The sequence below is a fragment of the Methylobacterium sp. 13MFTsu3.1M2 genome, assembly GCF_900112625.1.
Lineage (GTDB): Bacteria > Pseudomonadota > Alphaproteobacteria > Rhizobiales > Beijerinckiaceae > Methylobacterium.
The window spans coordinates 1-24,546 of sequence record NZ_FOMM01000044.1; the positions used below are offsets into that span (position 1 = coordinate 1).

General features: G+C 62.8%; 19 protein-coding genes and 5 pseudogenes. 6 read left to right on the plus strand and 18 right to left on the minus strand.

What is annotated here, in order from left to right; genetic code table 11:
• On the minus strand, nt 1-224 hold a 224-nt coding region (locus BM314_RS28565; protein WP_139237896.1), incomplete at its 3' end, for a transposase.
• 67 nt (nt 225-291) lie between these two features.
• Nucleotides 292-1,518: pseudogene (locus tag BM314_RS28570) on the minus strand (IS21 family transposase); the annotation flags it as partial.
• 224 nt (nt 1,519-1,742) lie between these two features.
• Here BM314_RS28570 and BM314_RS28575 point away from each other — a divergent pair.
• Nucleotides 1,743-2,288, plus strand: a pseudogene (locus tag BM314_RS28575) (IS3 family transposase); the annotation flags it as partial.
• A gap of 162 nt (nt 2,289-2,450) precedes the next feature.
• On the opposite strand, the gene BM314_RS28580 reads toward BM314_RS28575, so the two are convergent.
• From BM314_RS28580 to BM314_RS28625, 10 genes and pseudogenes are all read right to left on the minus strand, one after another.
• Nucleotides 2,451-3,518, minus strand: a complete 1,068-nt coding sequence (locus BM314_RS28580; RefSeq protein WP_091981878.1) for an N-acetylmuramoyl-L-alanine amidase — start codon at nt 3,516-3,518, stop codon at nt 2,451-2,453.
• Nucleotides 3,519-3,685: 167 nt separating this feature from the next.
• The gene (locus tag BM314_RS28585; RefSeq protein WP_091981881.1) at nt 3,686-4,288 is read right to left on the minus strand and encodes a M15 family metallopeptidase; all 603 of its coding nucleotides are present in this window, start codon (nt 4,286-4,288) and stop codon (nt 3,686-3,688) included.
• A 341-nt stretch (nt 4,289-4,629) separates the two neighbouring features.
• Nucleotides 4,630-5,724 carry a DUF3616 domain-containing protein gene (locus BM314_RS28590; RefSeq protein WP_091981883.1) on the minus strand — a complete coding sequence of 365 codons (1,095 nt, stop codon included), beginning with the start codon at nt 5,722-5,724 and terminating at the stop codon, nt 4,630-4,632.
• A 728-nt stretch (nt 5,725-6,452) separates the two neighbouring features.
• Nucleotides 6,453-6,767, minus strand: a pseudogene (locus BM314_RS28595) (integrase core domain-containing protein); the annotation flags it as partial.
• A complete protein-coding gene (locus tag BM314_RS28600; protein ID WP_091981885.1) occupies nt 6,742-7,059 on the minus strand; it encodes an SDR family NAD(P)-dependent oxidoreductase in 318 nt (105 codons plus the stop codon). The gene BM314_RS28600 and the pseudogene BM314_RS28595, both read right to left, overlap by 26 nt.
• The gene (locus tag BM314_RS28605) at nt 7,040-8,239 is read right to left on the minus strand and encodes a coiled-coil domain-containing protein (RefSeq protein ID WP_139237897.1); all 1,200 of its coding nucleotides are present in this window, start codon (nt 8,237-8,239) and stop codon (nt 7,040-7,042) included. The genes BM314_RS28600 and BM314_RS28605 overlap by 20 nt, the downstream gene beginning before the upstream one ends.
• A gap of 28 nt (nt 8,240-8,267) precedes the next feature.
• Nucleotides 8,268-8,564 carry a hypothetical protein gene (locus BM314_RS28610; RefSeq protein WP_091981890.1) on the minus strand — a complete coding sequence of 99 codons (297 nt, stop codon included), beginning with the start codon at nt 8,562-8,564 and terminating at the stop codon, nt 8,268-8,270.
• A 1-nt stretch (nt 8,565) separates the two neighbouring features.
• A pseudogene (locus tag BM314_RS28615) lies at nt 8,566-9,569 on the minus strand (IS66 family transposase); the annotation flags it as partial.
• Between the two features lie 95 nt (nt 9,570-9,664).
• Nucleotides 9,665-10,012 (minus strand): IS66 family insertion sequence element accessory protein TnpB, encoded by a 348-nt coding sequence (gene tnpB / locus BM314_RS28620; protein ID WP_043759953.1) that lies wholly within the window; start codon nt 10,010-10,012, stop codon nt 9,665-9,667.
• The gene (locus tag BM314_RS28625) at nt 10,009-10,422 is read right to left on the minus strand and encodes an IS66-like element accessory protein TnpA (protein WP_043759951.1); all 414 of its coding nucleotides are present in this window, start codon (nt 10,420-10,422) and stop codon (nt 10,009-10,011) included. Before BM314_RS28625 ends, tnpB begins: the two co-directional genes overlap by 4 nt.
• 173 nt (nt 10,423-10,595) lie before the next feature.
• On the opposite strand from BM314_RS28625, the gene BM314_RS30325 reads away from it, so the two are divergent.
• On the plus strand, nt 10,596-11,129 hold the full coding sequence (locus BM314_RS30325; protein ID WP_210187362.1) for a hypothetical protein: 534 nt from the start codon (nt 10,596-10,598) through the stop codon (nt 11,127-11,129).
• Nucleotides 11,130-11,233: 104 nt separating this feature from the next.
• Here the strand turns inward: BM314_RS30325 and BM314_RS30330 are convergent, their stop codons facing one another.
• Nucleotides 11,234-12,355, minus strand: a complete 1,122-nt coding sequence (locus tag BM314_RS30330; protein WP_139237899.1) for a hypothetical protein — start codon at nt 12,353-12,355, stop codon at nt 11,234-11,236.
• 270 nt (nt 12,356-12,625) lie between these two features.
• Between BM314_RS30330 and BM314_RS30335 the strand changes: the two genes are divergently transcribed.
• A complete protein-coding gene (locus BM314_RS30335; RefSeq protein ID WP_139237900.1) occupies nt 12,626-13,108 on the plus strand; it encodes a hypothetical protein in 483 nt (160 codons plus the stop codon).
• A gap of 982 nt (nt 13,109-14,090) precedes the next feature.
• Here the strand turns inward: BM314_RS30335 and ligD are convergent.
• Nucleotides 14,091-16,577: a DNA ligase D gene (ligD, locus tag BM314_RS28630; protein ID WP_091981891.1), complete on the minus strand. Its 2,487-nt coding sequence runs from the start codon at nt 16,575-16,577 to the stop codon at nt 14,091-14,093.
• A 204-nt stretch (nt 16,578-16,781) separates the two neighbouring features.
• On the opposite strand from ligD, the gene BM314_RS28635 reads away from it, so the two are divergent.
• Nucleotides 16,782-17,684 carry a non-homologous end joining protein Ku gene (locus BM314_RS28635; RefSeq protein WP_170868205.1) on the plus strand — a complete coding sequence of 301 codons (903 nt, stop codon included), beginning with the start codon at nt 16,782-16,784 and terminating at the stop codon, nt 17,682-17,684.
• Nucleotides 17,681-17,944 (plus strand): hypothetical protein, encoded by a 264-nt coding sequence (locus tag BM314_RS31160; RefSeq protein ID WP_043759948.1) that lies wholly within the window; start codon nt 17,681-17,683, stop codon nt 17,942-17,944. The genes BM314_RS28635 and BM314_RS31160 overlap by 4 nt, the downstream gene beginning before the upstream one ends.
• 469 nt (nt 17,945-18,413) lie before the next feature.
• Here BM314_RS31160 and BM314_RS28645 read toward each other — a convergent pair whose 3' ends face one another.
• The 4 genes from BM314_RS28645 to BM314_RS28660 all read right to left on the minus strand — a co-directional run bounded on the left by BM314_RS28645 (nt 18,414) and on the right by BM314_RS28660 (nt 23,629).
• Nucleotides 18,414-19,616 carry a DNA cytosine methyltransferase gene (locus tag BM314_RS28645; protein ID WP_091981898.1) on the minus strand — a complete coding sequence of 401 codons (1,203 nt, stop codon included), beginning with the start codon at nt 19,614-19,616 and terminating at the stop codon, nt 18,414-18,416.
• A gap of 239 nt (nt 19,617-19,855) precedes the next feature.
• Complete coding sequence (locus tag BM314_RS28650; protein ID WP_043759946.1) at nt 19,856-20,818, minus strand: hypothetical protein; 963 nt, start codon at nt 20,816-20,818, stop codon at nt 19,856-19,858.
• A 1-nt stretch (nt 20,819) separates the two neighbouring features.
• Nucleotides 20,820-21,986: an AAA family ATPase gene (locus BM314_RS28655; RefSeq protein ID WP_043759945.1), complete on the minus strand. Its 1,167-nt coding sequence runs from the start codon at nt 21,984-21,986 to the stop codon at nt 20,820-20,822.
• Entirely contained in the window at nt 21,986-23,629 is a 1,644-nt protein-coding gene (locus BM314_RS28660; protein ID WP_244447705.1) for a DUF262 domain-containing protein, read from the minus strand. The genes BM314_RS28655 and BM314_RS28660 overlap by 1 nt, the downstream gene beginning before the upstream one ends.
• Before the next feature lie 395 nt (nt 23,630-24,024).
• Between BM314_RS28660 and BM314_RS28665 the strand changes: the two are divergent.
• Nucleotides 24,025-24,336 (plus strand): annotated as a pseudogene (locus BM314_RS28665) (transposase); the annotation flags it as partial.
• Nucleotides 24,337-24,546: the final 210 nt, after the last annotated feature.

The window sequence follows — 24,546 nt, forward strand, 5'->3', positions numbered from 1 at the left end:
ACGAGCCGGCGCAACCGCGCGTTCTCGCACTCCAGATCCTTCATCTTCCTGGCCTGGTCGACCTGGAGGCCGCCGTACTCCTTGCGCCAGCGGTAATAGCTCTGCTCGGAGATCTCCGCCTCCTTGCACGCCAGCGCTAAGCTCTTGCCTTGTGCCGTCTGCACCTCGATCTGGCGCAGCTTCAGCACAACCTGCTCCGCGCTCGTCTTCTGACCTCGCCGCATGTCCGACTCCCTTGATCCCGGCTGATCCTCTCAATCAGCCCGGTCCAAAGCCAGCCGGTCAGGTCACCAGCGCGAGCAAGTCGACGGCGATGCGGCAGGCCTGCCGTTCCGGAAGCGCGGCCCGCAGGGCCTCGAAGGCGTGCCTGTAGGGTGCGCGCGGGAAGAGCCGGTCGCGGTAGACGAGGTTGAGCATCGCCATCGGCTTGCGCCGGAGGGCGAGGATGACGTGGTGGTAGTCGACGACCTGATCGTGCCGTCCGTCCGGATGAGCCCGCCCCCGCGGTAGAGTCAGGAGGTGAGAACCGCCGACGAAGACGTCGAGGCGGTCATCGTAGAGGCGCACGCGCAGGGTGTGGCCGATCAGGCGCGAGGGTACGGTGTAGAACACCTTGCGCAGGCGGAACCCGCCGGCCGAGGAGACGCGCACGCTGACCTGCTCGTTGTCGCACGAGCGCCATTCGGGCAGTCGCGCCAGGACGGCACGCTCGCTATCGATGCGCTTCGCTTGGCGAGCGTTGCGGCGTCCGACGAGCTCGTCGACGAAGGTGCGGTAGGCGGTCAGGTCGGGGAAGTCGGTGCTGGTGCGCAGCAGGAGCGCGTCGGCAATGGCCCGCTTGAGGTGGCCGTGCGGGCCCTCGAACGAACCGTTCTCGTGGGCGAGGCCGGTGTTGTTGCGGGTGGGCGTCATGCCGAAGTGGGCGCACAAGGCCTCGTAGCGGCGGCTGAGATCCTCCTGGGCGGCCTCGTCGAGGTTGCGGAAGGCGGCCGAGAGGCTGTCGGTGCGGTGCTCGTGGGGCACGCCGCCGAGCACGACGTGGGCGTGCTCGAAGCCGGAGTAGGCGAGCCGGAAGTGGTAGAGCCGATGGTCGAGGCGCAGGCCAGCGATGGTGACGCCGAGATCGGCCATGTCGGTAAAGTCCGACAGTCACACCCGCCCGGGCTCGTGGGCCTGACGGAAGATGACGTCCTGGTCGGCTCCGTGCACGGCGCGCCAGGCCCAGATTCGCCGCTCCAAGGTGCGGCGGACTCCTGCGCCGAGATCGGGATGACGGCGCAGGATCTCCTCGAAGACGGCTACCGGCCTCAGACCGGGCGCGGCCTCGAGCAGTGGCACGATCTCGTCCTCAAACACCTCGGCGAGGGGATCGGGCCGACGTCGACCGCGTGGGGTCTTCTTGGCCGAGGGCAAGCGTGGATCGGCGGCGATGCGATGGCCGGTGGCGGGACTGAAGGCGGCCTTGGCGGCGGCCGCGGCGACGCTGTCGCTCTGACGGAACTGCATGAAGAGCCTCATCTGGTGATCGGGCACGTGGCAGCCGGGCACGGGCGGGCTCCTCAGACTGAGGACGACCCCGCACCTGGCCCGGCGGTCGCGATCACCAGACAGCATGCCCCTTCGAGGTCACGCCGACGCCGATCTGACGCCTCCGGTCGGGCTTCGCCCTCCTTGCGTCATCAGATCGGCGGTTCCTCTCACCTTGATTGACGCGCTGGTCTCATCCTGATTGCCGCGCTGCAGACAGCCGTCACGATCTCCCGATCGCCCCAAACCTCCTGAAGCAGGACTTCTCGGCCGCGCGGCCAAACACGGTCTGGCTGGCCGACATCACCTACCTGCCAACCGGCGAGGGCTGGCTGTACCTGGCCGCCGTCCTCGATCTGGCCACGCGCAAGATCATCGGCTGGTCGATGCGCGATCATATGCGGGCCGAGTTGAGCGTGGCGGCGCTGATGATGGCCGCTCAGCGGCAGCGACCGGCTGCCGGGCTGATCTGCCACTCGGATCGCGGCAGCCAGTACGCAGCCGAGGCCTACCGGAAGCAGCTCGCCGCCATGGGGGCGAGGCCGTCGATGAGCCGGACAGGATGCTGCTACGACAACGCTCCGATGGAGAGCTTCTTCCACACCCTCAAAGTCGAGCTCGTCCATCAGCGACGATGGACAACCCGAGATGAGGCGCGACGCGACCTATTCACTTACATCGAGGGCTACTACAATCGGCAGCGCATCCATTCGGCACTCGGCCATCTCACGCCTGAGCAAGCCGAACGGACCGCGAGCTAATCTCCCTGGGTCCGCGAGATCATGGGAGGATCAGTTGCGCCGTTCTACATATGCTTGCAGATCTCACGCCGGCGGACCGCCGCCATCTCTGATGGCGGCGGTCCGCCGGCGCTGCAGTCATGCCAGACCGCAGCGCCACGTAAAGCATGGAACTATGGCCTATCAGGCATCATTGAGACTCCCTTCATCCTCGGACTCATCCTCAATCACACCGTCGCCGGCCAAAGAAGCGACAAACATTTCCCGGCCACCAAATGCTGCCCAGTAAGCCTCCCAGAACTCTTCGAACGGGAACTTTCTTGGATCTGAGCGGGAGCCATCAGTGATTATTTGTCTATGAGTCGTTATATGAGAGTTGCTGATATTGAACGTGGAACTCAGCCAAGCACAAAGATTTGCGACGGCTTCTACCTGAGCACTTGGATAGATAGGACTTAGACTAAGATCGGATTTCTGTACTATTTCAATTCCAATCGTCACGGAATTTACGCGCGCATTTCGAAAGCCATTCCAAGCCGTGGCTCGGCCCGCATGATTGCAATAGTACGCCCTTATATCAGGATTCAACTTCCAAATTCCCCCATCTCGCTCCACAGTGAAATCCACACTTACTTTCCTTCCATCCTGCGGATTTGAAAGGTAGATCGTGTCATTGTGCGTTCCTGACCCCGCTGTGTCGTGCAGAATTATACCTAATACGGGACCAGCCCTTCGATTCAAAAACTTAGCCTGCAGATCGGTCCAGTTCGGCTTTGCGACGCTCGATCCACTTATGCGGTCAGTCGAGCCTCCAGATTGGAGCGACACTCCCAAGAGATTGCTCGCTTCTTTGAAGAGAGATTTTACCGCTTTGGGATAATTTCGGTCCGCCGAATATCCATGGTTTGAGATATAATCAATATATCCATCAGGTTTACTTCTATATTTTTGCCATTCTTCATATGGTCCACTCGATATGAAACGCCAGTATCCTCTTATGAATTCCTGCACACTCCCAAATTTGCAGTAAGTAGTTTCCTCCCCGTCTGTACCTGTGTAATCTACAGGTTGAGCATACCCCTTCATTCTCTCGCGATACTTCAATCCCCCGAAATTCATGTGTTGCTGCGCAAGTTGGCTTGAACCGCGCCCAGACTCTTGAATCCATTGAGCTAAAGAGGCAATCTTAAGCTCGTCCGTAACGTTTCTGTCCGAGCGGTATTCTGCGATGAGATCGTCCCAGACAACCATCTTCTTTCCTCCCTATTGAGTCCAGCAGACTCTCCAACCGAAATTTCATATAATTCGTGTTTTATCGACAGCAATTAGATCGATATGCCGATAAAAGCACCAAAAGCGCAGGCCAAAGTATGCATCACTGACCTGTTTTGCAATCATGAGCGACGCTCGATTCAGATCTACATGCCATCTTCAGAAAAATGCTGATAATCTTTCCGCGTTGTAAAAACCCCGCCCCATTTCCATCCTTTGCGAGCAAAGGATGCGACGACAACATCGTCTGGCATGACAATTCCATGTGCGCCCCGGCGGAAAGCTGCATCACGCTTGTCGGGAGTATTGTAATTCACTCCATTTGCGGGGGCAGTTTCACTGCCCTTGACCCAAGGATTTTGCACGGGGTTGATATCTATGGCGATGCCGCGCCCATGAGATGACATGGTTGCACCACCTCTTGTAAGCCGACAGTTGTAAGCGCTAGTATTATTGTCGAACATAGACTTGTCGTCATCTCCATCGTAATCATCTACTAAGTTCATCTTCTCAATACGAAATTTTCCACTCTGATGGATTTCTGTAAATATGCTCATCACATCATCGGCAACATCCAAGTGTACAATCAGGTGACCCTCCACCGTCACTCCGGAAAAATTCAAATATGGCAAAGTAACAAAAACCAGATTTTTACGAGGCAGGCACCCTCGATCACTATGCCAGGATCGACCCTGCATTTTCGCCCAAATGTCATCTGGTATTGATTGACGGCTCGCGGCTAATGTCATCAAGCTATCTCCCACGCCTCGTGATCAGCACTGGATCCTAGCACAACCGAAAAGATTCTAAAACTGAAAGCAACATGCCCGAGGTTTTGGATCAGGCTGATTGCAAGGCTACTGCACTGAGTTGGTTATGACATCTTGAATGAAGATGCAGGGAAGTAACGAAATCAGGTGGCTGAGAGTCAAAGGAGGAATGTGGCCGGACGCCGATGTAGATATTCTGCCCTAGGCCGGTCGCGATTTGCGCCTCTTCGAGCGATTGGCCGTCTACAGAGCGACCGTGCGACGTTTCGGCGTCGAGCAGCCGATCGGCCGGAGGGGCCGAGATCAGTCTCGGCTCGCGCTCACTCGAACGAGTATTCTCGGGCGCCCCCGTTAGCGAGCGCATCGAACATGATCAGGACACGTCCCGGACCGAGCATCGTCAGCGCTTCCGCTTTACCCTTCTTCAAGGCGCCGACCAGCGGTGGAATTCTCCAGGAGGCGCTCACTGCCCCCGTAGAAGGTTCGACGGCATACAGCCCGTATGGGACACTCTGCTCCTGTGCGGGGCCGCCTAGAACCAACAGGCGATCATCCGGCATGAACGTCAAATCGCGAATGCCGACGTTTCTGCCGAGCCTGAGTGGAATGACGTCCGGAACGGCTTCCGACGGCGCATGCTCCTTTCCTGAAGTCTTATCAAACAAAGCGGACACGCTGACGCGAAGGAGGAACGCCTCTCCCGCATCGCGATCGACTGGCGCTCGAAGGCCGACGTACATCGTGTCGCCCCGCACGGCGATACCTTCGACATTCAATCCGTTTGCATCATCGTCAGAGGCTTCGGAGTTCTGTAGCTGTGCACCGAAGAACCGGCCGACCCGTGGAGCGCGTTGCAAGTAGTCGGAGAGCCTATAGCTCGTTTCAAGACTATACTTCTTACCGTCTGGAACGTCCTGCGCATCCATCCGGATGCGGGCGACGAGAAACGACGACAGCTTGAATTTGCCCTTCTTCCGGGAACAGCCGTGCGATCCGACGACGTAGAAATAGGGGTCTGAGAAGGCGACACCCTCGCCGTCGCTCTCGTCGAAGCCTCCCGCATCCTTCTTAGGACACGACGTGACGCGAGGAGCTCGGCCAAGGGTTTCCGTGGATGGAGCATCGCCGACAATCGGGATGGTCTCTCCCGGAATTATTACGCCGTCCTTGATCTGCACAACCTGGGCTGCTTGGCTTTCGTCGTTGATGAGCAAACAGGTCCTGCCCAAGCCTGTGGCGGGACGGCATGCAATCCCGCTAACTCCCTCGGGCTCGTTCTCGTCTTCGCCGGCAAGAGCTTCGACCGTCCCTAGCGTCGCACCAGGTTTGAGCAGAGCTGGCGTCGATTGGGCGAGCGCCGACCGAAGCGGGACGAGGCAGACGACACCGAGAACCGCCGCAACGACGACACGCATCGGAACCTCCAGGTGTGTGATACAGCTACAGTCTATTCTCCACCAATCTCATGAAGATACGCCTTGCCCTGACTGCGAGTCCAGCATCACCGAACTTGTATGACGCACAAGAAGAGATCCATACCGCTACGCCGCGAGCGTAGCCATCAAAATCCATTTGCATACAGTTGCTAAGTTTTTAATGTGCGCGCTTCATGTACTTGGCGTGACTATATTGGATGATATATGGGTTTTTATTGTTTTACCGAAAATCAAATCATTCTTGTGCGACTACTTATCTCGACCTAAGTCAGGTTCGTGACTGGCGCCACACGGAATTCGGTTCTCTCGACTTCGCCGCAGATTAGGGCCGAAGGTCCGTCTCTGCGCGGCGTCTCCGACTCAGTCGACTGGCTTGAGGCAGCGCGTCGGGATGCGCGTTCGGCGCGAAGGCCTCTGGTCGATTTGCCTGAACTTAAGGTCACAACCAATTGGCGCACGACCAGGGGCAAGCCTTTCTTCGATCCGCGATGCGATGGGATTCGATAAGCGCCACGTCTCGCGTGTGACTTCAGGGAGCCAGGCCTGTAGCCCCCGTAGCTCCCGTGAGCGGGCAGGAGTGTAGCTGCCAAGCCGGCAGCGCATCTTTTCACCTCCTCGAGGCCGGGCTGATCCGCCCCATTGAAGTGGTCCGTCCTTTGATATGGCTTTTGAGCCAGTTGGAGTTGACCCAGTTTGTGGTCCACGACCTATGAAGTTTCTCGGGCTGTGACAGCTTGGTTGGCGAAGGCGCGGGGCGTCAAGCCGCCCAGGGCCGTACGGGGTCAGTCTTCGTTGTAGTGGCAACTCCAGTCCTCAATGCGCTCACGGGCGTCGGCTAGCGACAGGAACCACGAGGCGTTCAGACACTCCGCCCGCAGGCGGCCGTTGAACGCTTCGACGTAGGCGTTGTCGGTCGGCTTGCCCGGTCGGGAGAAGTCGATCTCAACCCCGTTCAAGTACGCCCATTAGTCGAGCATGCGCCAGGCAAACTCCGGCTCATTGTCCATCCGTAGGCTCTTGGGTCGAGGCGCAGTAGACCGAGAGCCGCGCACCGCCGACGTAGCCCATCCGCGAGGATATGTGGATGATAGAGCTGGGCCGCCCGGCGGCGATCAGCCCCCGCGCCACCGCTTGGGCGACGAAGAACGCGGAGCGCAGGTTGAGCCCGATCTCGGCGTCGAAATCCTCGACCGTTCCGCACACTACCGGTGCGGCACAGAGTGGTTTCCGGTGCCGCGTGCGGCCACCCGCTAGAACCTCGGAAACGAACCCGGCTGACAGGTGGCCAGTACCGCTACCTGGGCGCCGGCTCACCGAGTGGGTCGCTCAGTTCGTCCTCATCCTCGCCCGGAAAGAGCTTCGCCACGGTCAGGCGCTCCTCAATCCGAGCGGCCTGCAGCTCCTCCTCCATCTCGCGCAGCCGGGTCTCACCCCAGGCCATCATTCGGGCAACCTGGCCGCCCTCGGATGCGGAGAGGCTTGAGTCGATCTCGGACAGAGCCCTGCGTATATCGTCGGCACCGCGCCGCAGGGCCACGAGGCCGTCGAAGAACGCCAGCCGCGCTTTCTCCCGCTCCCGCCGAGCCGAGGCCAACTTCCGACGGCGTTCGAGTTCTGCCCATTGCCGCGCCTGCTCCTCACGAGCTTCACGCTGGGCCTTGCGCGCGGCGAGGAGCACGTCAATCCCGTCCACGACCAACGGTATGAGATCCTCAAGGCGCTGGGTCCGGCCATCAGCCCAGGTTCGCCGCACGCCGTCACTGTAACCCTCAATCCGGATCGACAGCTCGCCGGTCCAAATCGTGTCCGTTTCTGGATAGACGCGCCCGTATGGTGGCTGCGGCCACCGAGTCGGATTGCGCCAGTAGCGCTCAAGCTGCTCCTGCCGGCGGGCTTCCTCGGCCAGCTCTTTGGCGTTCGGGACGTGTGCAACCGTCCGCCTGCGTTCGGAAAGGACAAGGACGGCGGTGTCCGATCCGACCAAGACCTTCATGGCCTGTCCTGTCGGGACGAGGGGTGCGCCCTTTCCGGCGAGCAGGCGGGCCAACTGGTCGAGCACGAAGACGGCGCGTTCGACGCTGTCCCGGCCCACCCACACCCCGCACAAGCCTTCGCCAGCGGCGTGAACGGCCGGCTCGGTCGGCTTGCATCGACGGAGTACCTGGACGGTTCGCCGCACGGCAGTATGAACGTCGGCGATGGGCCCGCTGCCAATCAATGCGGGCTGCTGCGCAGGCTTGAACGCACGCTTCCGCTCTGCCTTCTGGGCTTCAATGACCAGGCGCACGGGTTCCGGCAAGGCGAGGCTGGACGATCCGAGCCTGATCCGGTCGAGCCGGGTATCGGTCACTGGCGAGAGCGGAACCTGCTTCGGCTTGTGCCCGGCTTTGAGCTTAGCCCAGTAGCCGCGCGGCGGCGTAGGCACCTGGTGCCGGTCGCAAGCCTTCTTCAGCCCGGCGTCCGAAATCCCATAACGAGCCGCGAGCTTGGACATGGGCGTTGACCAGACGAGGTCGTGCAGCTCACGCCGGGAAAGTGTCGGGTCCGGCATCGTTGTCGCTAATAGACTCGGTATGCGCACCAAACAGATCGTCAAACAGGGCGCGATCGGCCCCGTGGGTGAGGAAGCCCGGGAGCTCGCGGCGGAGCCCGTCGGCGAGGCGCTGTGTGAAGGCGGGATCGTGGCTGGCGTGGAGATGCTGCAGGACGAGGGCGCCGAGCAGGACCTTGCGTCCAATATTGCAGACTCGCTCCTGCTGGCCGAGCCTGGCCTCCAGGGTCTTATTCTGTGCCTCAAGTTGGGCCAGCCGCTCGGCCACCGTCGGCGAGGACAAAGAACCCGCGGCGGGCATGAGCCCAGCAGAGCGCCGGGCGGATCGCGCCTTGCGGGCGTGCGGGATCGTAGAGGCGATTCCGCTATAGGCATCCGCCTGCAGGATCCCGCGGTAACCGCGCAGATGAGCCTCGGGATGCTCTCCGGCCCGGTCGCGCGAGGCGTAGAACAGCGCCGCCGGCGGATCCAGGCCGCCGAAGGGGCGGTCGTCACGGACATAGGTCCAGATCCGGCCGGTGATCGTCCGACCCTTGGCCAGGATCGGCACCGTGGTGTCGTCGCCGTGCAGCCGCCCGGCCGCCAGAACATGCGCGGCGATCAGCGTGTGCAGGGGCGCGAGCGCAGCCGTGCAGGCGCCGACTTGGTCGGCCAGCGTCGAGACCGACAGCGCGATCCCCTCCCGGGCGAAGCGCTCGCTCTGGCGGTTCAGCGGCTGATGCTGGCCGAACTTCTCGAACAGGATCGTCGCCAGGAGGTGAGGCCCGGCAAAGCCGCGCGGCGTGACGTGGAAGGGCGCGGGCGGCTGCGTGACCGTCTCGCAGGCCCGGCACGAGAAGCGCTCGCGCACGGTCTGGATCACCTTCCAGGTCCGGGGGATCACCTCCAGCGTCTCCGTGATGTCCTGGCCGAGCTTGGACAGCTTGGCCGAACCACAGCAGGGGCAGCACTCAGGGGCCGGAACGAGAACGCGCTCGCGCGGGAGATGGGCCGGGAACGGCTTGCGCGATGGGGGATGGCGGGGCGGCAGGCCGGCCCCCAGCGTGCGCGCCAGGGCAGCCTGGGCGGCGACCGCCTGTTCCGTGGCGGTCGCTTCCAGCTCTTCCAGTTCGAGCTCCATCTGGTCGATGAGCCGTGCCGCGCGCTCCGAGCGCGTGCCGTAGAGCTCGCGCCGCAGCTTCTCGATCTGCAGCTTGAGATGCGCGATCAGCGCCGCACCGCTCAATCGGTCCGCCTCGGCACTCAGCCGCGCAGCGCGCTCGGCCAGGATCATGGCGTGCGCGGCGGCGAGGTCGGAAGGGAGCGACTCGGGCGTCGTGGTCACGGGGGGAGGGAATCACGGCTGCCCGATCCTGGAAAGGGCCGACCTCACCCGATTGAGCTGGGCCGCCAGGTCTCCTGGGGATGACGCCAGTCGATGCCCGAGAGCAGGTAGCCCATCTGCGCCGATGAGATCGTCACCACGCCGTCGGCTGGGCTCGGCCACAGGAAGCGACCCCGTTCCAATCTCTTCGTGAACAGGCACGCGCCCTGGCCGTCGTGCCAGATGACCTTCAGCAGGTCGCCGCGGCGGCCGCGGAAGCAGAACAGATGCCCACTCAGCGGATCGCGCCGGAGCACCTCCTGCACCTGCAGCGCGAGGCCGGGGAAGCCCTTGCGCATGTCAGTGTGACCAGTGGCCAGCCACACCTGCACGCCGATGGGGACTGGGATCATCGCCCCTCCAGGACCGACAGCACCCGGCGCAGCGCCTCCGCGTTGACGTCCCGATCGACCTTGAGAAGCCGGCCACAGCCGAGATCAATCTTGATCACACCGGCCCGGCGGCGGCGACGCGGATGCTCGTCTGCCGGGGCCGATGCCGGCAGGTTTGTCACGCAGGAGCCAGGATCCAGCTCCGGTTTTGTCACCACGGGCACGAACACCGGAGCCTGCTCGGCCCCGCCGAGCTGGCCCTCGCGGGCTTGCCGGCGCCACGTGAACAGCAATCCGAGCGCGATCCCGTAGCGGCGCGCGAGCGCACTCACCGACGTCTTGGCCGCGTAGGACGCCTCGACGATCCGCGCCTTCTCCTCGAAACTCCAGCGCCGCCGGCGCTCGACCCCGCCAAGAACCTCGACCCGCATCGCCCTGATCCGATGACCTTAACGCCAGCATTAAGGTCAGACGTCGGACACGAGGCCCCGTCTCACAAGGCGGCTCTCACCGGAGGCGTACCGCCCATCTGCTGTCTACCCGCAGAACCGTATTGACTTGACCTCAGGTATGGTTGCTAGAATTTAGCAGTAACTGGATCAACATGGAGGATGAAGTGGCAGAGGATCTATCGAGAGCCCGGCCTCCCGAAGATTGCGTGCTGGAGATCAAGTGCTATGTCCAGCACGCAATTGCTCAATTGAATGAGATTCGCAGCGATATCGATTGGTGGAACTCGATTTGGTTATATTCAGTCATATTTGTAGGAATATGCGGAATAGTAGCTACCGTAATGATTGCTCTACAAGGGGACGACAACAAGTATTGGACTAGGCCAGTGGGCATCGTAGCCACTTCACTTGTAACCGGAGTAACTGCCTTAACGACTACATTGCACATCCCAGAGACGATAGATAAATATATAGAAGTATACTCAAACATAGGCACAAGGACGAATTTATTTAAACAGGAAGCAAGAGGAAAAACTGGAGACGAGTTAAATAATGTTATGACGGATTACGCAAATGATTATAATAAGTATAGGATAGAACTCCTTAAAATAAAGGGGTCCGTCGGTCGATTTGGAACACAGACACCTACTCTTCCGCCTCCGCCAAGCCTGCCGACGGGAAAGTGATTGGCTGGAAACAGGTGAGCCAGATCCCACTCTGGCAGACCAGGCCAGCGTCCGGCTGGCAAAGGGCGCGCGACCGACCGCAGTCTCGGTAGAGTCACCGGGATTCATCGGCCGACGATGGTCACGAGGTTCTGTGAAGGAAAATTCTTCGCCGAGCTCTGAAGTGCGAGTAGGCTAGTCAAAAGCTGTACGGATCTGGTCGAGCCATCGTACTCCCCGTTTGGATCGGCTACGATGCTATAGTCTTCTCCATGGTGGCTGATCGAAAACACGCTGCCGTTGATACCACGATGTATTCTGAAAAGATCATATCGTTCAGTCAATCGGAAATCTTCCGATCGCGCTCCGGTCATTCCGAGTTGGCCCCGAGCTATGGAGCCAAGATACTGGAAAATACCCTCGACTGATCTAAATCTAAACTTCAAAGATCGCCCGATCGCTTGCGCGTTTTTTGTATCGCTGCCGAGGCCGCAGAAGTCGGCGCCCTGCAGAACGATAGTCGAAATAGGTTGCGGTGGGATCGTAAGCGCGACGCGCCTTGATGAGGACGTCCTGAGATCGATGTAGATCTCTCGCCCGTTCAGTGTCTGGCTGTTCGAGCTTTTCACAGCATCGAAACAGAAGCGAGTGGACCCGCCTTTTTTTGCGAGTTGATAGCCGCCGCTCTTCTCCTTGCGGAGCGTGAGTGGCTCGGTCGCGGTGGTTCGGATCAGGTCCGGCAGGATCTGCTTTGCTTCCGTCGCCGACAGGGGAGGGCCGACTGCTGCGCCATCTCCGGAGGATTCGGCGCTGATGCCGGCCGCAATCAGAGATCGGATCGCTGTGTAGAAAATGCCGATGTCGAGCGGCGAGCGGGGCTCGTTCCGGAAGACCGCCCGCCCGGCACCGGTCGTGACCTCGACCTCGGCAATGGTCAGCATGAGGAGGACATCCGCATCGAAGCCGTTGAGGAGCAGTGTCCCGACTTGTTGACTGGTCAAAGGCGTTTGAATGCCGTTGTAGAACTCTTGCGTGTTCAAGTTGGCGAGATTGAATTGGTTGCTGCCGTTCGCCCGTACGGTGGGTTGCGGGCTGATGAATTGCTGAGCCAGCGGAGATCCGAAACCGCCTCGGAAAGGGATGGGAAACGAGGCTGTAAGTGTACCCTCCGCTGTCGCGGTGCCCTGGGCCGTGGCAATATCAGTAAACTGCAGGGGTTCGGAAAATGCAGCGCGGAGAATGTTCAAGAGTATCGAATGACTTTTCGACGTCGCCGTGGCTTCGTTGAATGTTGCCGCTCGTGGTGCAAAACTGTCTATTGCAGCGCATCCTGTGTAAAGCGCTAAAAGCGCACAGGATAACAGTGCTTTCAGGAGAGAAGACAGGGCTCTAGATCCTGACCTGATATTCATCTGGACTGGCCTTTCGAGGACCAGTTGACACTATCGGCCGAACATATCAACCTTCGGCCGCCACATAGAGCGGCATAAGCTTTTCAAATCGAGTCTCTGTTGCAGATGGGTGACAACATGGCCAAAGCTAGTGCCGCCACGAACAAGGTGAGCGCGTTTTCCGCTGCGTCGATGTTCGATGAGCTGGCTCTCGGTCCACCTCGCATCTTGACCGGCGCAGTCAAACGCTCAAATGATGCTAAAAAAATCTGCTTTTCAAAGGCTATGGACTGTACCGACTGGATCGAAATTTCCGAAGAGATGGTGGAAAGATACGAATACGTCGGCGACACTAAATGCGGAGATCACAATCATCCCGTCGTAAAGCTGTATCTGAAGCCTCCCAGCACGGATGCCGAGAAGGCGTTTCTCATGGCTGAACGTCCCGTTCCGCCGGCGGTTTCAAACTTCTCCGACGTCCAGGCGTCTTTCGTCACGGCGCTGTCGCCGGTCTCTCCGCTAGGAGGTTGGTACCCGTCCAAGGGTAATTGCGTGAGAAATTCCGACGGACGACTGGTCGACCCAGTCACCGGCCAGCTCTGCGCCTGAACGGTTCGATGCCCAAGAGACCACCACCGAGACTCTCCGGCATTGCGGAGCATCGGCAAGTATCGAACGTCCGGCGAAGGATTTGGCATCGTTCCGAGCCTCCTGGTAAGCGGGCATGGGTATGCCGGAACTTGCCGAGCGCCGTCCCGCCATGATTGGTATCGGATGACGCCGGTCACAAAATCGGATCGACGCAGCCGGCCTCAAGTCGCCGTGAGAGCGAATTCGCCTCTTACGAAAATGACCTCAGGTGCAGAGAGGACAGCGGATGCCGTTCTGCGCTATTCACGCAGACCGAGGACCGCCGGGACGGAGCGTACCGAAACGTGAGCTTGCAATCCCCAGTCCGCCGCCCGCCCGCCTTCTATTCGGGCCTGGCCCTCGCATCGCTTGTCGCCATATCCTGCCCAGGCAAAATCGATCTCAAGCCTTGGTTCTTGGACCTGCCGATCGCGGTACCGACTTATGTCGTTGCGGCCGGAGCGTTCGTGGCCGGGCTCCTGATCTACCGCGGAGTGGCTCCGCGGGGCGGGGATGACGAACGATCGGTGGGAGCTGTCGGCGTTCTGATCCTCTGCGCCGCAATCTTGGCTGCGGTGGCGGTACGGTCCGAGGCACTTCCGGCCGCAGTCGGAGTACTCGTGTTGCTGCTGGGCGGAGCAGCCGTCCTGGCAGCCGACCGTGCGTTTCGCCTGATCGAGCAAGGTGCCAGCCTTGAGTTCGAGTCTCACTGGGGCGGACTCGGGGGGATTCAGACCCCATTCGTTTCCCACACCTGCCAACCCACTGACAGACAAGGTCGTTCTGCGTCGTGTCCGTATCCGCGTGTACCACCATTGTGTACCAGGCGGAAGGGACGAAACCGGGATCGAAGGAATGGGTTGCGCCTCCTCGATCTACCAAAGCCGAAGCACGGGTTGTGATCGTAGATGAGGGATCATCCCGACCTCAATCGCCAAAGCGGCTCGTCACGATGACGACTTCACCCACCGGTCGCCAACAGAGGGCGCGCCGCGCGCTCGAACCCGGCCCATGGATCGCGCTTCAGCGCAGCGAGCCGCCCCGGCACGCTGGCGACATCGAAGCACGCGCCGGACCCGAGCGACGGTAGTTCGTCCCAATCGACAGGAACGGATACGGGCGCCACGGGACGGGCCCGCGTCGAGAAGGCCGCGACGGCGGTCGCGCCCCGTTGGTTGCGCAGGTAGTCCACGTAGATGCGACCGTCCCTGGCCTTCTTCGACACGGTGGCGACATAACGATCGGGCGCGTCCTTCGCCATCTCGGATGCGATGCGCTTCGTGAAGGCCTTCGCCTCGTCCCAACCGGCTCCGGGCTCGATCGGCACAACCACGTGCAGCCCCTTGCCGCCGGTGGTCTTCACGAAGGTGGCGAAGCCCGATGCGGACAGCCGCTCGCGCACCTCCAGCGCGCCGGCGACGAGATCGCCCCATCCGACGCCTTCGCCGGGATCCAGGTCGAAGACCAGCCGGTCCGGACGATCCGGGTCCGATGCCGTCGCCCCCCAGGGATGAATCTTGAGGACGCTCGCTTGGACCAGGGCGCGAAGACCTTCGCGATCGCGGATCACGACGGCCTTCTTGCCGTCCACGGATCGTATGTACCGCTCGTCGAGCCCGGCCCAGGCGTGCTTCTGGTAGATGCAGGATCCGAGGCCGTCCGGGCAACGGAGCAGGGACAGCGGTCTGTCGATCACGTGCGGCAGGACGTGGTCGGCAATTTCCGCATAGTACTCGGCGAGACCCTCCTTGGTCAGGCCGACGTCGGGCCAGAGCACGCGATCCGGATGCGTCAGCGCCACGGCCACCTCCGAGGATTTTCCCGGCCGCACGTTCGGGCGCGTCGGTTTCTTCTCCCGCACGACCTCGTCCGGACGCACGTCGGCACGGAGGGTCTTGAACGACGCATGCCGCAGCTGGTCTTCGGCCGTCCAACCGCGAAAGGTCACCTCGCAGACGAGCCGGGGCTCTACCCAGCGGGCGTTGCGGCCGGCGAGCGGCGGTATCGCGGCCTTGAACGGCGGCGCCGGGATGCGTAGCGGCTCCAACTCGGTCCAGAGATCCCGTGCGACCTTTCCGCGGAAGCCGGTGCCCACCCGACCCACGTGGACGAGGATGCCGTCCTCGTGCGTCCCGAGGATCAACGACCCGACGGATCGGGTCGCCGTCGTCGAAGGCATGTAGCCCGCGACGACGAACTCCTCCGACCAGGTGCACTTGATCTTGCGCCAGTGGTCCGTCCGGCCAGACCGGTAGGGCGAGGCCGCATGCTTGGCGACGATGCCTTCCAGACCGAGCCTGCAGGCGTGGCGCGCCATGGCCGCGCCGTCGGCGGCGTGATGCTCGCTGAAGCGGATGGGGCCGCCCGGCGGCGCATCGTCGAGGGTCTGCAGAAGCAGATCCTTGCGCTCGGACAGGGGCAGGCCCCAGATGTCCCTCCCGTCCAGGTTGAGCAGATCGAAGACGTAGAAGACCGCCGATCCCGTCTCGCCCGCGGCGAGCGCCTGCTGCAGGGCGGAGAAGTCGGAGACGCCGTTCTCCGTTTCGACCACGATCTCGCCGTCGATCAGGGCCGAGGGCAGCTTCATAGCCTTCAGGACCAGCGCCGTAGGTTCGAACTTCGCGGTCCAGTCGAGGCCCGAGCGCGTCAGCAGCTTCACCGAGCCGCCGTCGACGCGGGCCTGCATGCGGTAGCCGTCGTGCTTGATCTCGTACAGCCACCCGTCGCCGGACGGCACATCGTCGACGAGGGTTGCAAGAGCCGGCTCTACGAAGGGTGGCAGGATCGCCTTGCGGGCTCCCTTTGACCGCGTCGCGGGCGGCTTCGCCTTCCGCTCGGCAGCCACCTGGACGCGGGTCGCGTGGTCGCCTCTGACGACTCCGCCCGCCGCGAGATCCCGATTGGTCCGGCCCGACAGGACTGAGGCCTCGTGCTCAACGAGGATGTCCCCGTCGCGGCGAGCATGCTCGTCGTCGGCCTTCATCAGCAGCCAGGGTTGCTTCTTCTCGCCGTCGCGGTCCTTCAACCGCACGAGGTGCCAGCGTCCACCGAGCCTCTCGCCGTGCAGGGAGAACTCGAGATGGCCCTTCTCCAGCCCGGCGGCCGGATCGCAGACGGGCTCCCACAATCCCGTGTCCCAGACGATCATGGTCCCGCCGCCGTACTGGCCCTTCGGGATCGCACCTTCCCAGTCCAGGTACTCGACCGGGTGGTCCTCCGTCATGACAGCGAGCCGCTTCTCGGCAGGCGACAGGCTCGGTCCCCGCGTCACGGCCCAGCTCTTGAGCACGCCGTCCATCTCAAGACGCAGATCGTAGTGCAGGCGTCGCGCGTCGTGCTTCTGAACGACGAACCTCGCCTCGGCCGCCCTTCGGCCGCGCCTGCCCTTGGGCTCGGGCGAGGCCTCGAAATTCCGCTTGTCCCGATACGGTCTGAGAAGCTCGGTCATCGCTTCGTGGAAACGGGGGCCGCTGGACTGGGTTCCTGAGCGTCCCAAGCCGCGGCGCGAACTACAATAATCGGCAAGTAATCTACAGAAACTGCTGTGGAGGAACGAGTCGAGATGGAGCTCGTTGAATCGCCAAGCTCCCGACCGGCGCTCAACTGGCGCACAGTTTGGAGGCGAATACTTGGACGGACTCAGGAGACGGTCGTGGCTGCCCGCGCCAACTGGAAAGGTCATCTCCGACTTTCGCTCGTTTCCTGCGCCGTCGGACTGTATCCGGCAATCAGTTCGTCGCGAGAGCTGAAGTGTCATACGATCAACCGCGAGACCGGAAACCGTCTCAAGCAGCTGATGGTCGACTCCGTGACCGGCGAAACCGTCGAGCGCGACGATCAGGTCAAGGGATGCGAGATCGCCAAGGACGACCTCGTGCCAATCGAGGACTACGAGCTCAGCGAGATCGCCCTGGAGAGCACGCACACGATCAACATCGAAGCCTTCTGCCGGCGCGAGGAGGTGGACGAGCGCTATCTCGACAAGCCGTACTACCTCGCGGCCGAGGACAAGGTCTCCAGAGAGGCGTTCGCCGCCATCCGGGATGCGATGAAGAAGAAGGGCATGGCCGGGCTCGGCCGCATCGTCATCTTCAAGCGCGAGCGGGTGGTCCTGCTTGATCCCTACGGCAAGGGCCTGCTCGCGACGCTGCTGCGCTACCAGGACGAGGTCCGATCGCCCACGGCCTACTTCGAGGACATGCCTGACGGCGATCCCACGGACGAGATGCGGAAGCTGGCCGAGGAGCTGATCGCGCGCTCCACCCGGAAGTTCGATCCCTCGAAGTTCGAGGATCGCTACGAGGAGGCGCTGATCGCACTGGTGAAGGGCAAGGCGCCGAAGCCGGCGAAGGACAAGAGCAAGGCGAAGGCCGGCGCATCAAGCTTCGGGAACGTCGTGAACCTCATGGAGGCCCTGAGGCGCAGCATAGATTCCGAGAAGGGCGAAGCGCCGAAGAAGGCCTCGCCACGAAAGGCCGAGTCGAAGCATACTACACCGGCCAGGAAACGCGCCTCGGGAAACGCGGCCGCCGGCAGAACCCGGAAGGCGGCATGACCAGCCGGGCCGACGATCCGGTCGGCCGCCGCTTCTGCCTGGTTCTGTCCGACGACGAGAACCGACGCGAGCGCGGCGTCAAGTCGCTGATCTCGAAAAGCTTCGACTTCCTGGCCTTCCTCGACGCCGTCAGCGCACAGGCATGGCTTGAGGAGGATACGCCGGACATCGCGATCACCGACGACGGAGGCGGCCGCGGATCGAGACCCGTGGCCAACACCCTTGCAAGACGTGGCGTGCGGATGATGCCGATCGCCTGATCGCGTCGACGGGCGGCTTCGGCGGCGCCTACTTCGCTGCGCACAGCTTCAGCGTTAAACGCTCGTCCGCCTTCGCGCAGCCTCGCGCGATCGAATCGATCATTGTGTCGCCGGCGATCCCCGACGAGCTCGGCCCGCTGCAGATCCTGTAGGCGCTCGCCGATCAGCGCGTGGGCCCGTTCCGCGGCACCTGGAGCCGCGTCGTGGAGCGAGATCGGAAGGCCGGCACAGGCGAACACGATGGCCCACCCGCTTCCGACCAGACCCGCTCCGACGACGGCGATCCGGCCTTCCCTGGCTTGCGCGGTCACGGCGGCGCTCACCATTGGAGGAGATTGCCTTCGTAGGCACCGCTCACGTTCCAAACGGCTTTAGATTTCCGTTCCTCGATGAGGTCGCGCAATGCCTGCTCGATCGCGCGGCGGGGTATTGCGAGGGCCGGGCTATCGACCCCTGTGGCCGGAATCGCCTACCGCGAAGCTGCAGCGATCAGAGTCTGGGAACGCGATGGATCGCGCGGGTCCGTCGAGCGCGTCGCCGAGGATCCTGCCATGGCGACGAGGTGTTCTTCGAGGGCGGAGATGAAACCTTCTGCGAAACGCAGTTTGGAAACGCGAGTGCGCGACAAGAAGCCAGCCGTCGCCCTCGCGCTGAGCGGTACGCCGGGATACCGCAGGAACGACGCGAGAGAAGGCGGCGCCGATCCGATCGGGTCCGATCCGATGTCGACCCGGTACCTCTTGGACCCGTCGGAACGAGCAGCCTTGGGTAGCGATCCGCTGTCGGGGAAGCCGATGTCGCGGCGACGATCGTAGCTACCCGGACGAGCAAGTCTGCCGCCGAGCCACTCGGCGACAGGAACGCTGACCGCATTGCCGACCAAGCCCCAGCGGAAATTCGCCCGCGCTACGCCCGTCGCGGGCACAGTCCAATCCTCGGCAAAGCCCTGCAGACGTTCCGCATCCCTGACGTCAGGCGTGATCACTGCCCCGTTCGGCATCAGGACCGCCGGCGGGGAAGGTATGCCGACGGAGGAGCCGTTCTTGAGCGTCGGAACCGCATCGACGGCCCAACCGAGCCCCCCTCGCCCCTCGGTCCAGTAGAAGCCGTGCGCGCGGATTCCGATCGCCGTCGCCGGCCGGTCCAGAAGAACCTCGTCGGCCATGAGAACGTCCGCCGGATCCGCAACTCTCGACGCTACGAGAAACACGCGTTCGCGACGCTGAGGTAAGCCGAAGCCGAAGCTGTCCACTACGCGCCAAGCCCAACGGTATCCGAGATCCTCCAGCGTCGAGACTATGGTTCGCATGGCGGCACCGCCGCCGAGCTGCAGCATAAAAGGTACGTTCTCCAGTACGATCCAAGGTACTTTCGACGAACCCGCGAGACGGAAGACCTCTCCGACCAGAGCGCTCCGCGTACCACCGAGGCCGAGAGTCGGACCGGCCTGGCTCAGATCCTGGCACGGAAAGCCGCCCACCAGGATCTCCACGTCGCCAGGCAGACTGCGCACGTCGCGGACGTCGCCCCGCAATTCTGGTCCGGGGAGCCTAGCCTCGAGAACGGCGCGTGCGGTCGGCAGAACCTCGCAGGTCATTGAGATCTGATGACCCGCCCGGGCGAGGCCCAGCTCGAAGCCCCCGATCCCGGAGAACAGCCCGACCGCCTTCATCCCGAACCTTACGCACCACCGACCACTCAGCGTACAGCGCCTCGGCGATGGGAGCGACCCCGATCCGGAGACTTACTCACCGGATCCCCAGGCGACTCGGCGCCCTCGCCTCCCCTCGGTCGGTAGGTGTGCCCGGAACATCGCGCGATCGGTCAATGCCGCTTCCGCATCCCCGGACCATCGTCGCATTCACGGAGTCCACACGCGTTCCCACCGCTTCGACGATCGGCGGCCGAGCGTCACCGGGTGATCTTCGGACCGATGTAGACGATTCTGATGTGCGTCTCCGAAGCCGGGAGAGGCCAAGCGAAATGGATGCGAAAAGGAGGCGTGTTGATCTTGCCGTGGAACGGACAGAAGACCCGTCTACCGGGATCGAGCGGATCTTCGAAGGTCATTTCCTGTGCGAACTCATCCTTGTTCGACCGGGACTCGTCCGTAAACCGCGCCCGCGAACCCGCGAAGAACCTGTCGACGATCTCGTTCGTCCGTGCCGTATGCAGGCCGTTCGCATCCCGACTGACGACGTAGGCGTGGAGAATGCCCAGCAGCTCGCAGGTCCGCTCGGCGACATAGACGCTGAAAGGATGTGGGCGAAGCGTGCGTATCAGATCCGAACCGAGCGCCAGCGTCGGGTAGTTCGTCCCGATCCGTTCGAGCATGTCGATCCAGCTGGTCGGCGGACCTCTGTCCCGCTCGGCCTGCGCGAGCAGTGCGGCGGTCCCAGCGACATTCGGCACGTTCACCGTCCCGATCGGAGCTTCGAGGAGCCCGTGCAGAACGTCTAGCGCGGCGGCATCGCAGCGGTGCGGAGAGGCCAGCATGCCGAAACTCGCGACTCTCACACCTGCGAGGTGCCGGCGTGCAGTTTCGCCGAGACCCTGATCGGTGACGTCGCTCCCATCGAAATGGAAGCAGTCGTCCGCATTGTCCGTGCGCTCGTCCTCCCAGAACGGGCCCGCGGAGGCTATCCAGCCCAGAACCCGTCGTACGAAATCCCTGTCGTTCGAGGCTCTCACCGCCTGCTGGAAGTTTTGGGTCGCCGTGATGGGGCGGTTGCCGAGCGATCGTGACGAGAAGAGACGACCACGCAGACCGGGCACTCGCGCGAGCACGGCCAGCAGTTCGTCTAGCTCCCGATGGAAGTCCTCGGCCTGGGCGTACTGTCCGCCGAGCGACATGTCGTTGAAGAGAAAGGTCACGTCAGTCCCAGCCCGCCAGTCGGGCGAGATCCCGATCGGCTTGATCGAAGAAGCCCTCCGGCCACTCGCCGAGGCTGCCGTCGGCTCCGAAGCCGGGAGACACGACGCGCGTGGACCCGCCTTCCGGATCCTCGCCCGGCACGAAGAAATGCACGGCGGCATCTTCTCGGGAAACGCGGCCGTCTCTCACGGCCAAGCGCACGCCGTTCAGGACGTGATCGCTGTGCGTCTCGACGAGTATCTGGACGCCGGCCTGCGCGAAACACGCCAGCAGATAGCCCATCGCGGATTGACCACGTGGATGGAGATGGGCCTCGGGGCTGTCGACGACGACCGTCTGGCCGTCGCGGGCCAGCAGGAGCGCCACTAGGATGGGGAAGGCGTACGTCAGACCGTAGCCTATGTTGGCGGGACGACGGTACTCGCTCGTAGTGCGGGTTCGCAGCTCCAGGCGCACGAGGGACGTGCGCGGCAACCTGAGCGCGTTCGCTTCGGCCCCGGGGAAGAGTGTCGCGGCCCAGGCGTCGAACTGCCGCCTCAGCGTCGCCGCCGGTTCGTCCGGATGCCGTCTTCCCACCTCCACGGGTTCGTCGATCAGCTGTTCGAACCACCAGGGTGCATACTCGCCGCGCACGCCGACGTCGGCCTGTACGTGGTCGACGGTTTCCCGGGCCGGGAACGTATCGGCGGTCCCCGTGCGCACGGCGCTGAGATAGATCAGATCGCGCAGATCGGCGACGATGGCTCCATATGCGCCGGGTAGATCGTCGAGCGTATCGGCCGGATCGCGGGACTCCGGCCCCGTGGTCGCACCGACGAATTCAACGCGCTCGACGGTAAGGGCAGCACCGGACTTCCGATCGTCCGCTCCTAGATGCCATAGGGCATCAGCCCTCCCGGATCCCGCGCCGACGGCCATTGTGCGCCGTTCGCGCCCCGCGCGCTCGTTCAATACGTCTCCAGGCGTTCCGAGCTCGACGAGATCGCCGTTCAGAGCCAGGAGTGGCCTCGAACGGTGGGGCCGGAGGTGCTGCGCCAACAACAGGGCCGATTGCAGAGCGGTCGATTTGCCAGCGGCGTTGAAGCCCGTCAGCAGAGTGATCGGCTTAGTCGGCAGCGTCAGCTCGTCGAAACATTTGAAGTTCTTCAGGTGGAGACGATCCAGCATCAAGCCAGTCCCCGCATCGCCGACGCCGCCAGCTCGAAGCGCATGCGCACCTGCCGCGTGCTGTTCGTCGAGTAGGTGATCGCATGCTTGAATTGTTCGTCTTGCACGAGGGAGCGAAAAGCTGCCCGGATCTCGTCCCGCCGCGCCTCGATCGACGCCGGCGAGGCTTCCGCGAACAGAACGGAACACACGTCGAATAGAGCGATGTTCACGACGGTTCGGTAGGCGTCCGGCTCCGTCTCAGCGAGGGATTTCCGGAAGGCATGCCTCCCGAACAGATCGGAGTTCAATCGCATCGATTGGCGGAAAGCGTCCATCAGGAATGCCCGTCGTTCGTCGCTCGCCTCGTTCAGCCGTTCGAGAGCGCGACCGAGGAACGCATCCATGTCGCCGCCGTGGTAGTCGTCCCGCCCAGTATCGTAGAAGGCGCAGAATCTGTTGATCGCCTCGCGATCCCGCATCGACTTCGGATCGAGCGACCTCCCCGTCGCTTCGAGAAACGCAGGGTCGGATGCCGCCTCCTTCAGCCATCGGGTTGCGGGCCCGTTGTAGAGGGAGTTCCTCATCTGCTGACGGCTGAGAGGAACGCCGCTGTTTACGCGTTCGAAGATGTCGAGCTTGGCTCGATCGGGTGCCTTGACGTCGAGAATGTACAGCGTGAGTTGCGTGTCCTCGACGCGTTCCGCCAGCGACAGCGGAAGGTCGGCGAACTTCTTGCCGGACAGAGGATGTCTGTGCGGGCTGTCCGGATCGTCGAGGCCGGTCAGAGCCAGATCACCGCCGAGGAATCTGGAGAACGTGGTGAGCCGCTGCAGCCCGTCGACGACGGCGATCCGTCCGTCCTTCATCTCCGCGACGTAGAAGACCGGCAGCGGTATCCGCATCGTGCAAGACTCGATGAGGCGCGACTGCTTGGTCGGCGACCAGACGAAATCACGCTGAAACTCCGGGTCCAGCTGGTAACGACCGGCTTGTATTCGCCTCACGACCTCCCCAACGGTACGCGTCTCGGTGCGAACGAAGACGGAGTCGAGCGGGTACTCGCCCCAACCCGCTGAGATCTTGCGGTCGTCGAGGCCTTCCGGCTTCAGATCGTCGGCCGCCTCCTCCCAATCGAACGAGGGCTTCTCCATGGTGGTAGTCCGATCCACCCGAGGCGCATCTGGCCCGATGCCCCCTTCCAACTGAGTGCCGACGCGGAGTATCGCGTCGGCCGGCACCAAGCCACCTACGGTGGCGTCGACGTCCGACCCGGAGCGCAGAAAGGCCGCCTCGCATAGCCAGACCCCGTCGCGCACCGTACACACGACCATGGCTTGGAACTCGCCGGCTTCGACCAGGCGGCGGGCGGGTCGCTTGTAGCCGTCCAGGCTCTCATCGCTCGGAACCAAGGCGAACCCCAGTACCGGCCGGTCCCGAACGACCCCGGGCTGTCGGAAGCGGACGTCGAAATTGCCGGGCTTGCTGACCCAGTAGACGACCACGCGCCGCGCTTCCAAACCGGCGCGGGCCGCCAGCCAGATCCGGACCGGATCGAATTTCGTGCTGCTGGGAGCACTCAGATCCACGGGCCGGAGGAGGTCCGTGAGCTCCTCGCTACCCTTGTCCGTCGACGACCCCGGTCCTTCGATGTCTATCGTCACCGCACTGCTTCCGTCGCCTGGTCGATCTTTGGCCGGACGGCTCGACGCGCCTCCGGGACGGCTCGGCAGTAAGGAACCACCGACGCTTCCAGCGGTCCGAGGCAAATCCGAGCCTTCTGATCGCCGGCGTAGCATGAGGTTGCGATCATGCCCATGGCCCGGACGGCGCCCCCCCGATGCAAACCCGGCGCTCTCACGACGGTGCATGCCGATTGAGCACATCGTCCGGACGACCGGCCACAGCCGCGAGCTTCCGAGCGCCGTGTCGCGCCGGTTGCCTCTTGAAGGCTTCCAGGCGCGCCGGAGCAGTTCGGAGACCCATCTGCCCGTGACCTGACCGGCTGGCTTTGAACCGGGCTGATTGAGAGGATCAGCCAGGACTGAAGGAGTCGGACATGCGGCGAGGTCAGAAGACGAGTGCGGAGCAGGTCGTGCTGAAGCTGCGCCAGATCGAGGTGCAGACGGCACAGGGCAAAAGCTTAGCGCCGGCGTGCAAGGAGGCGGAGATCTCCGAGCAGAGCTACTACCGCTGGCGCAAGGAGTACGGCGGCCTCCAGGTCGACCAGGCCAGGAAGATGAAGGATCTGGAGTGCGAGAACGCGCGGTTGCGCCGGCTCGTGACGGACCTGTCCCTGGAAAAGCAGGTGTTGGCGGACGTCGCTTCGGGAAACTTGTTCTCTATTCGGGGTTCATCGGTCAACGCCCTCTCGTGCGCATCCTGGTTCGACGCGTGATCGGTCCTGTGGAGCTCTTGCTTCTCTCCGAGGTCAGCGAACGCCGCCTCCTGATGGGGTTAGAGGGAGTGGGCGGATCCATCTAAGCCGCGCGCTCGGCAGAACCGACGCTCGAGTTTCCTCGGTCTCACCCGCTCCGGTCGTCCCCACAGGGACCTCCTCCACGCCGGAGGAGCTCGGTGT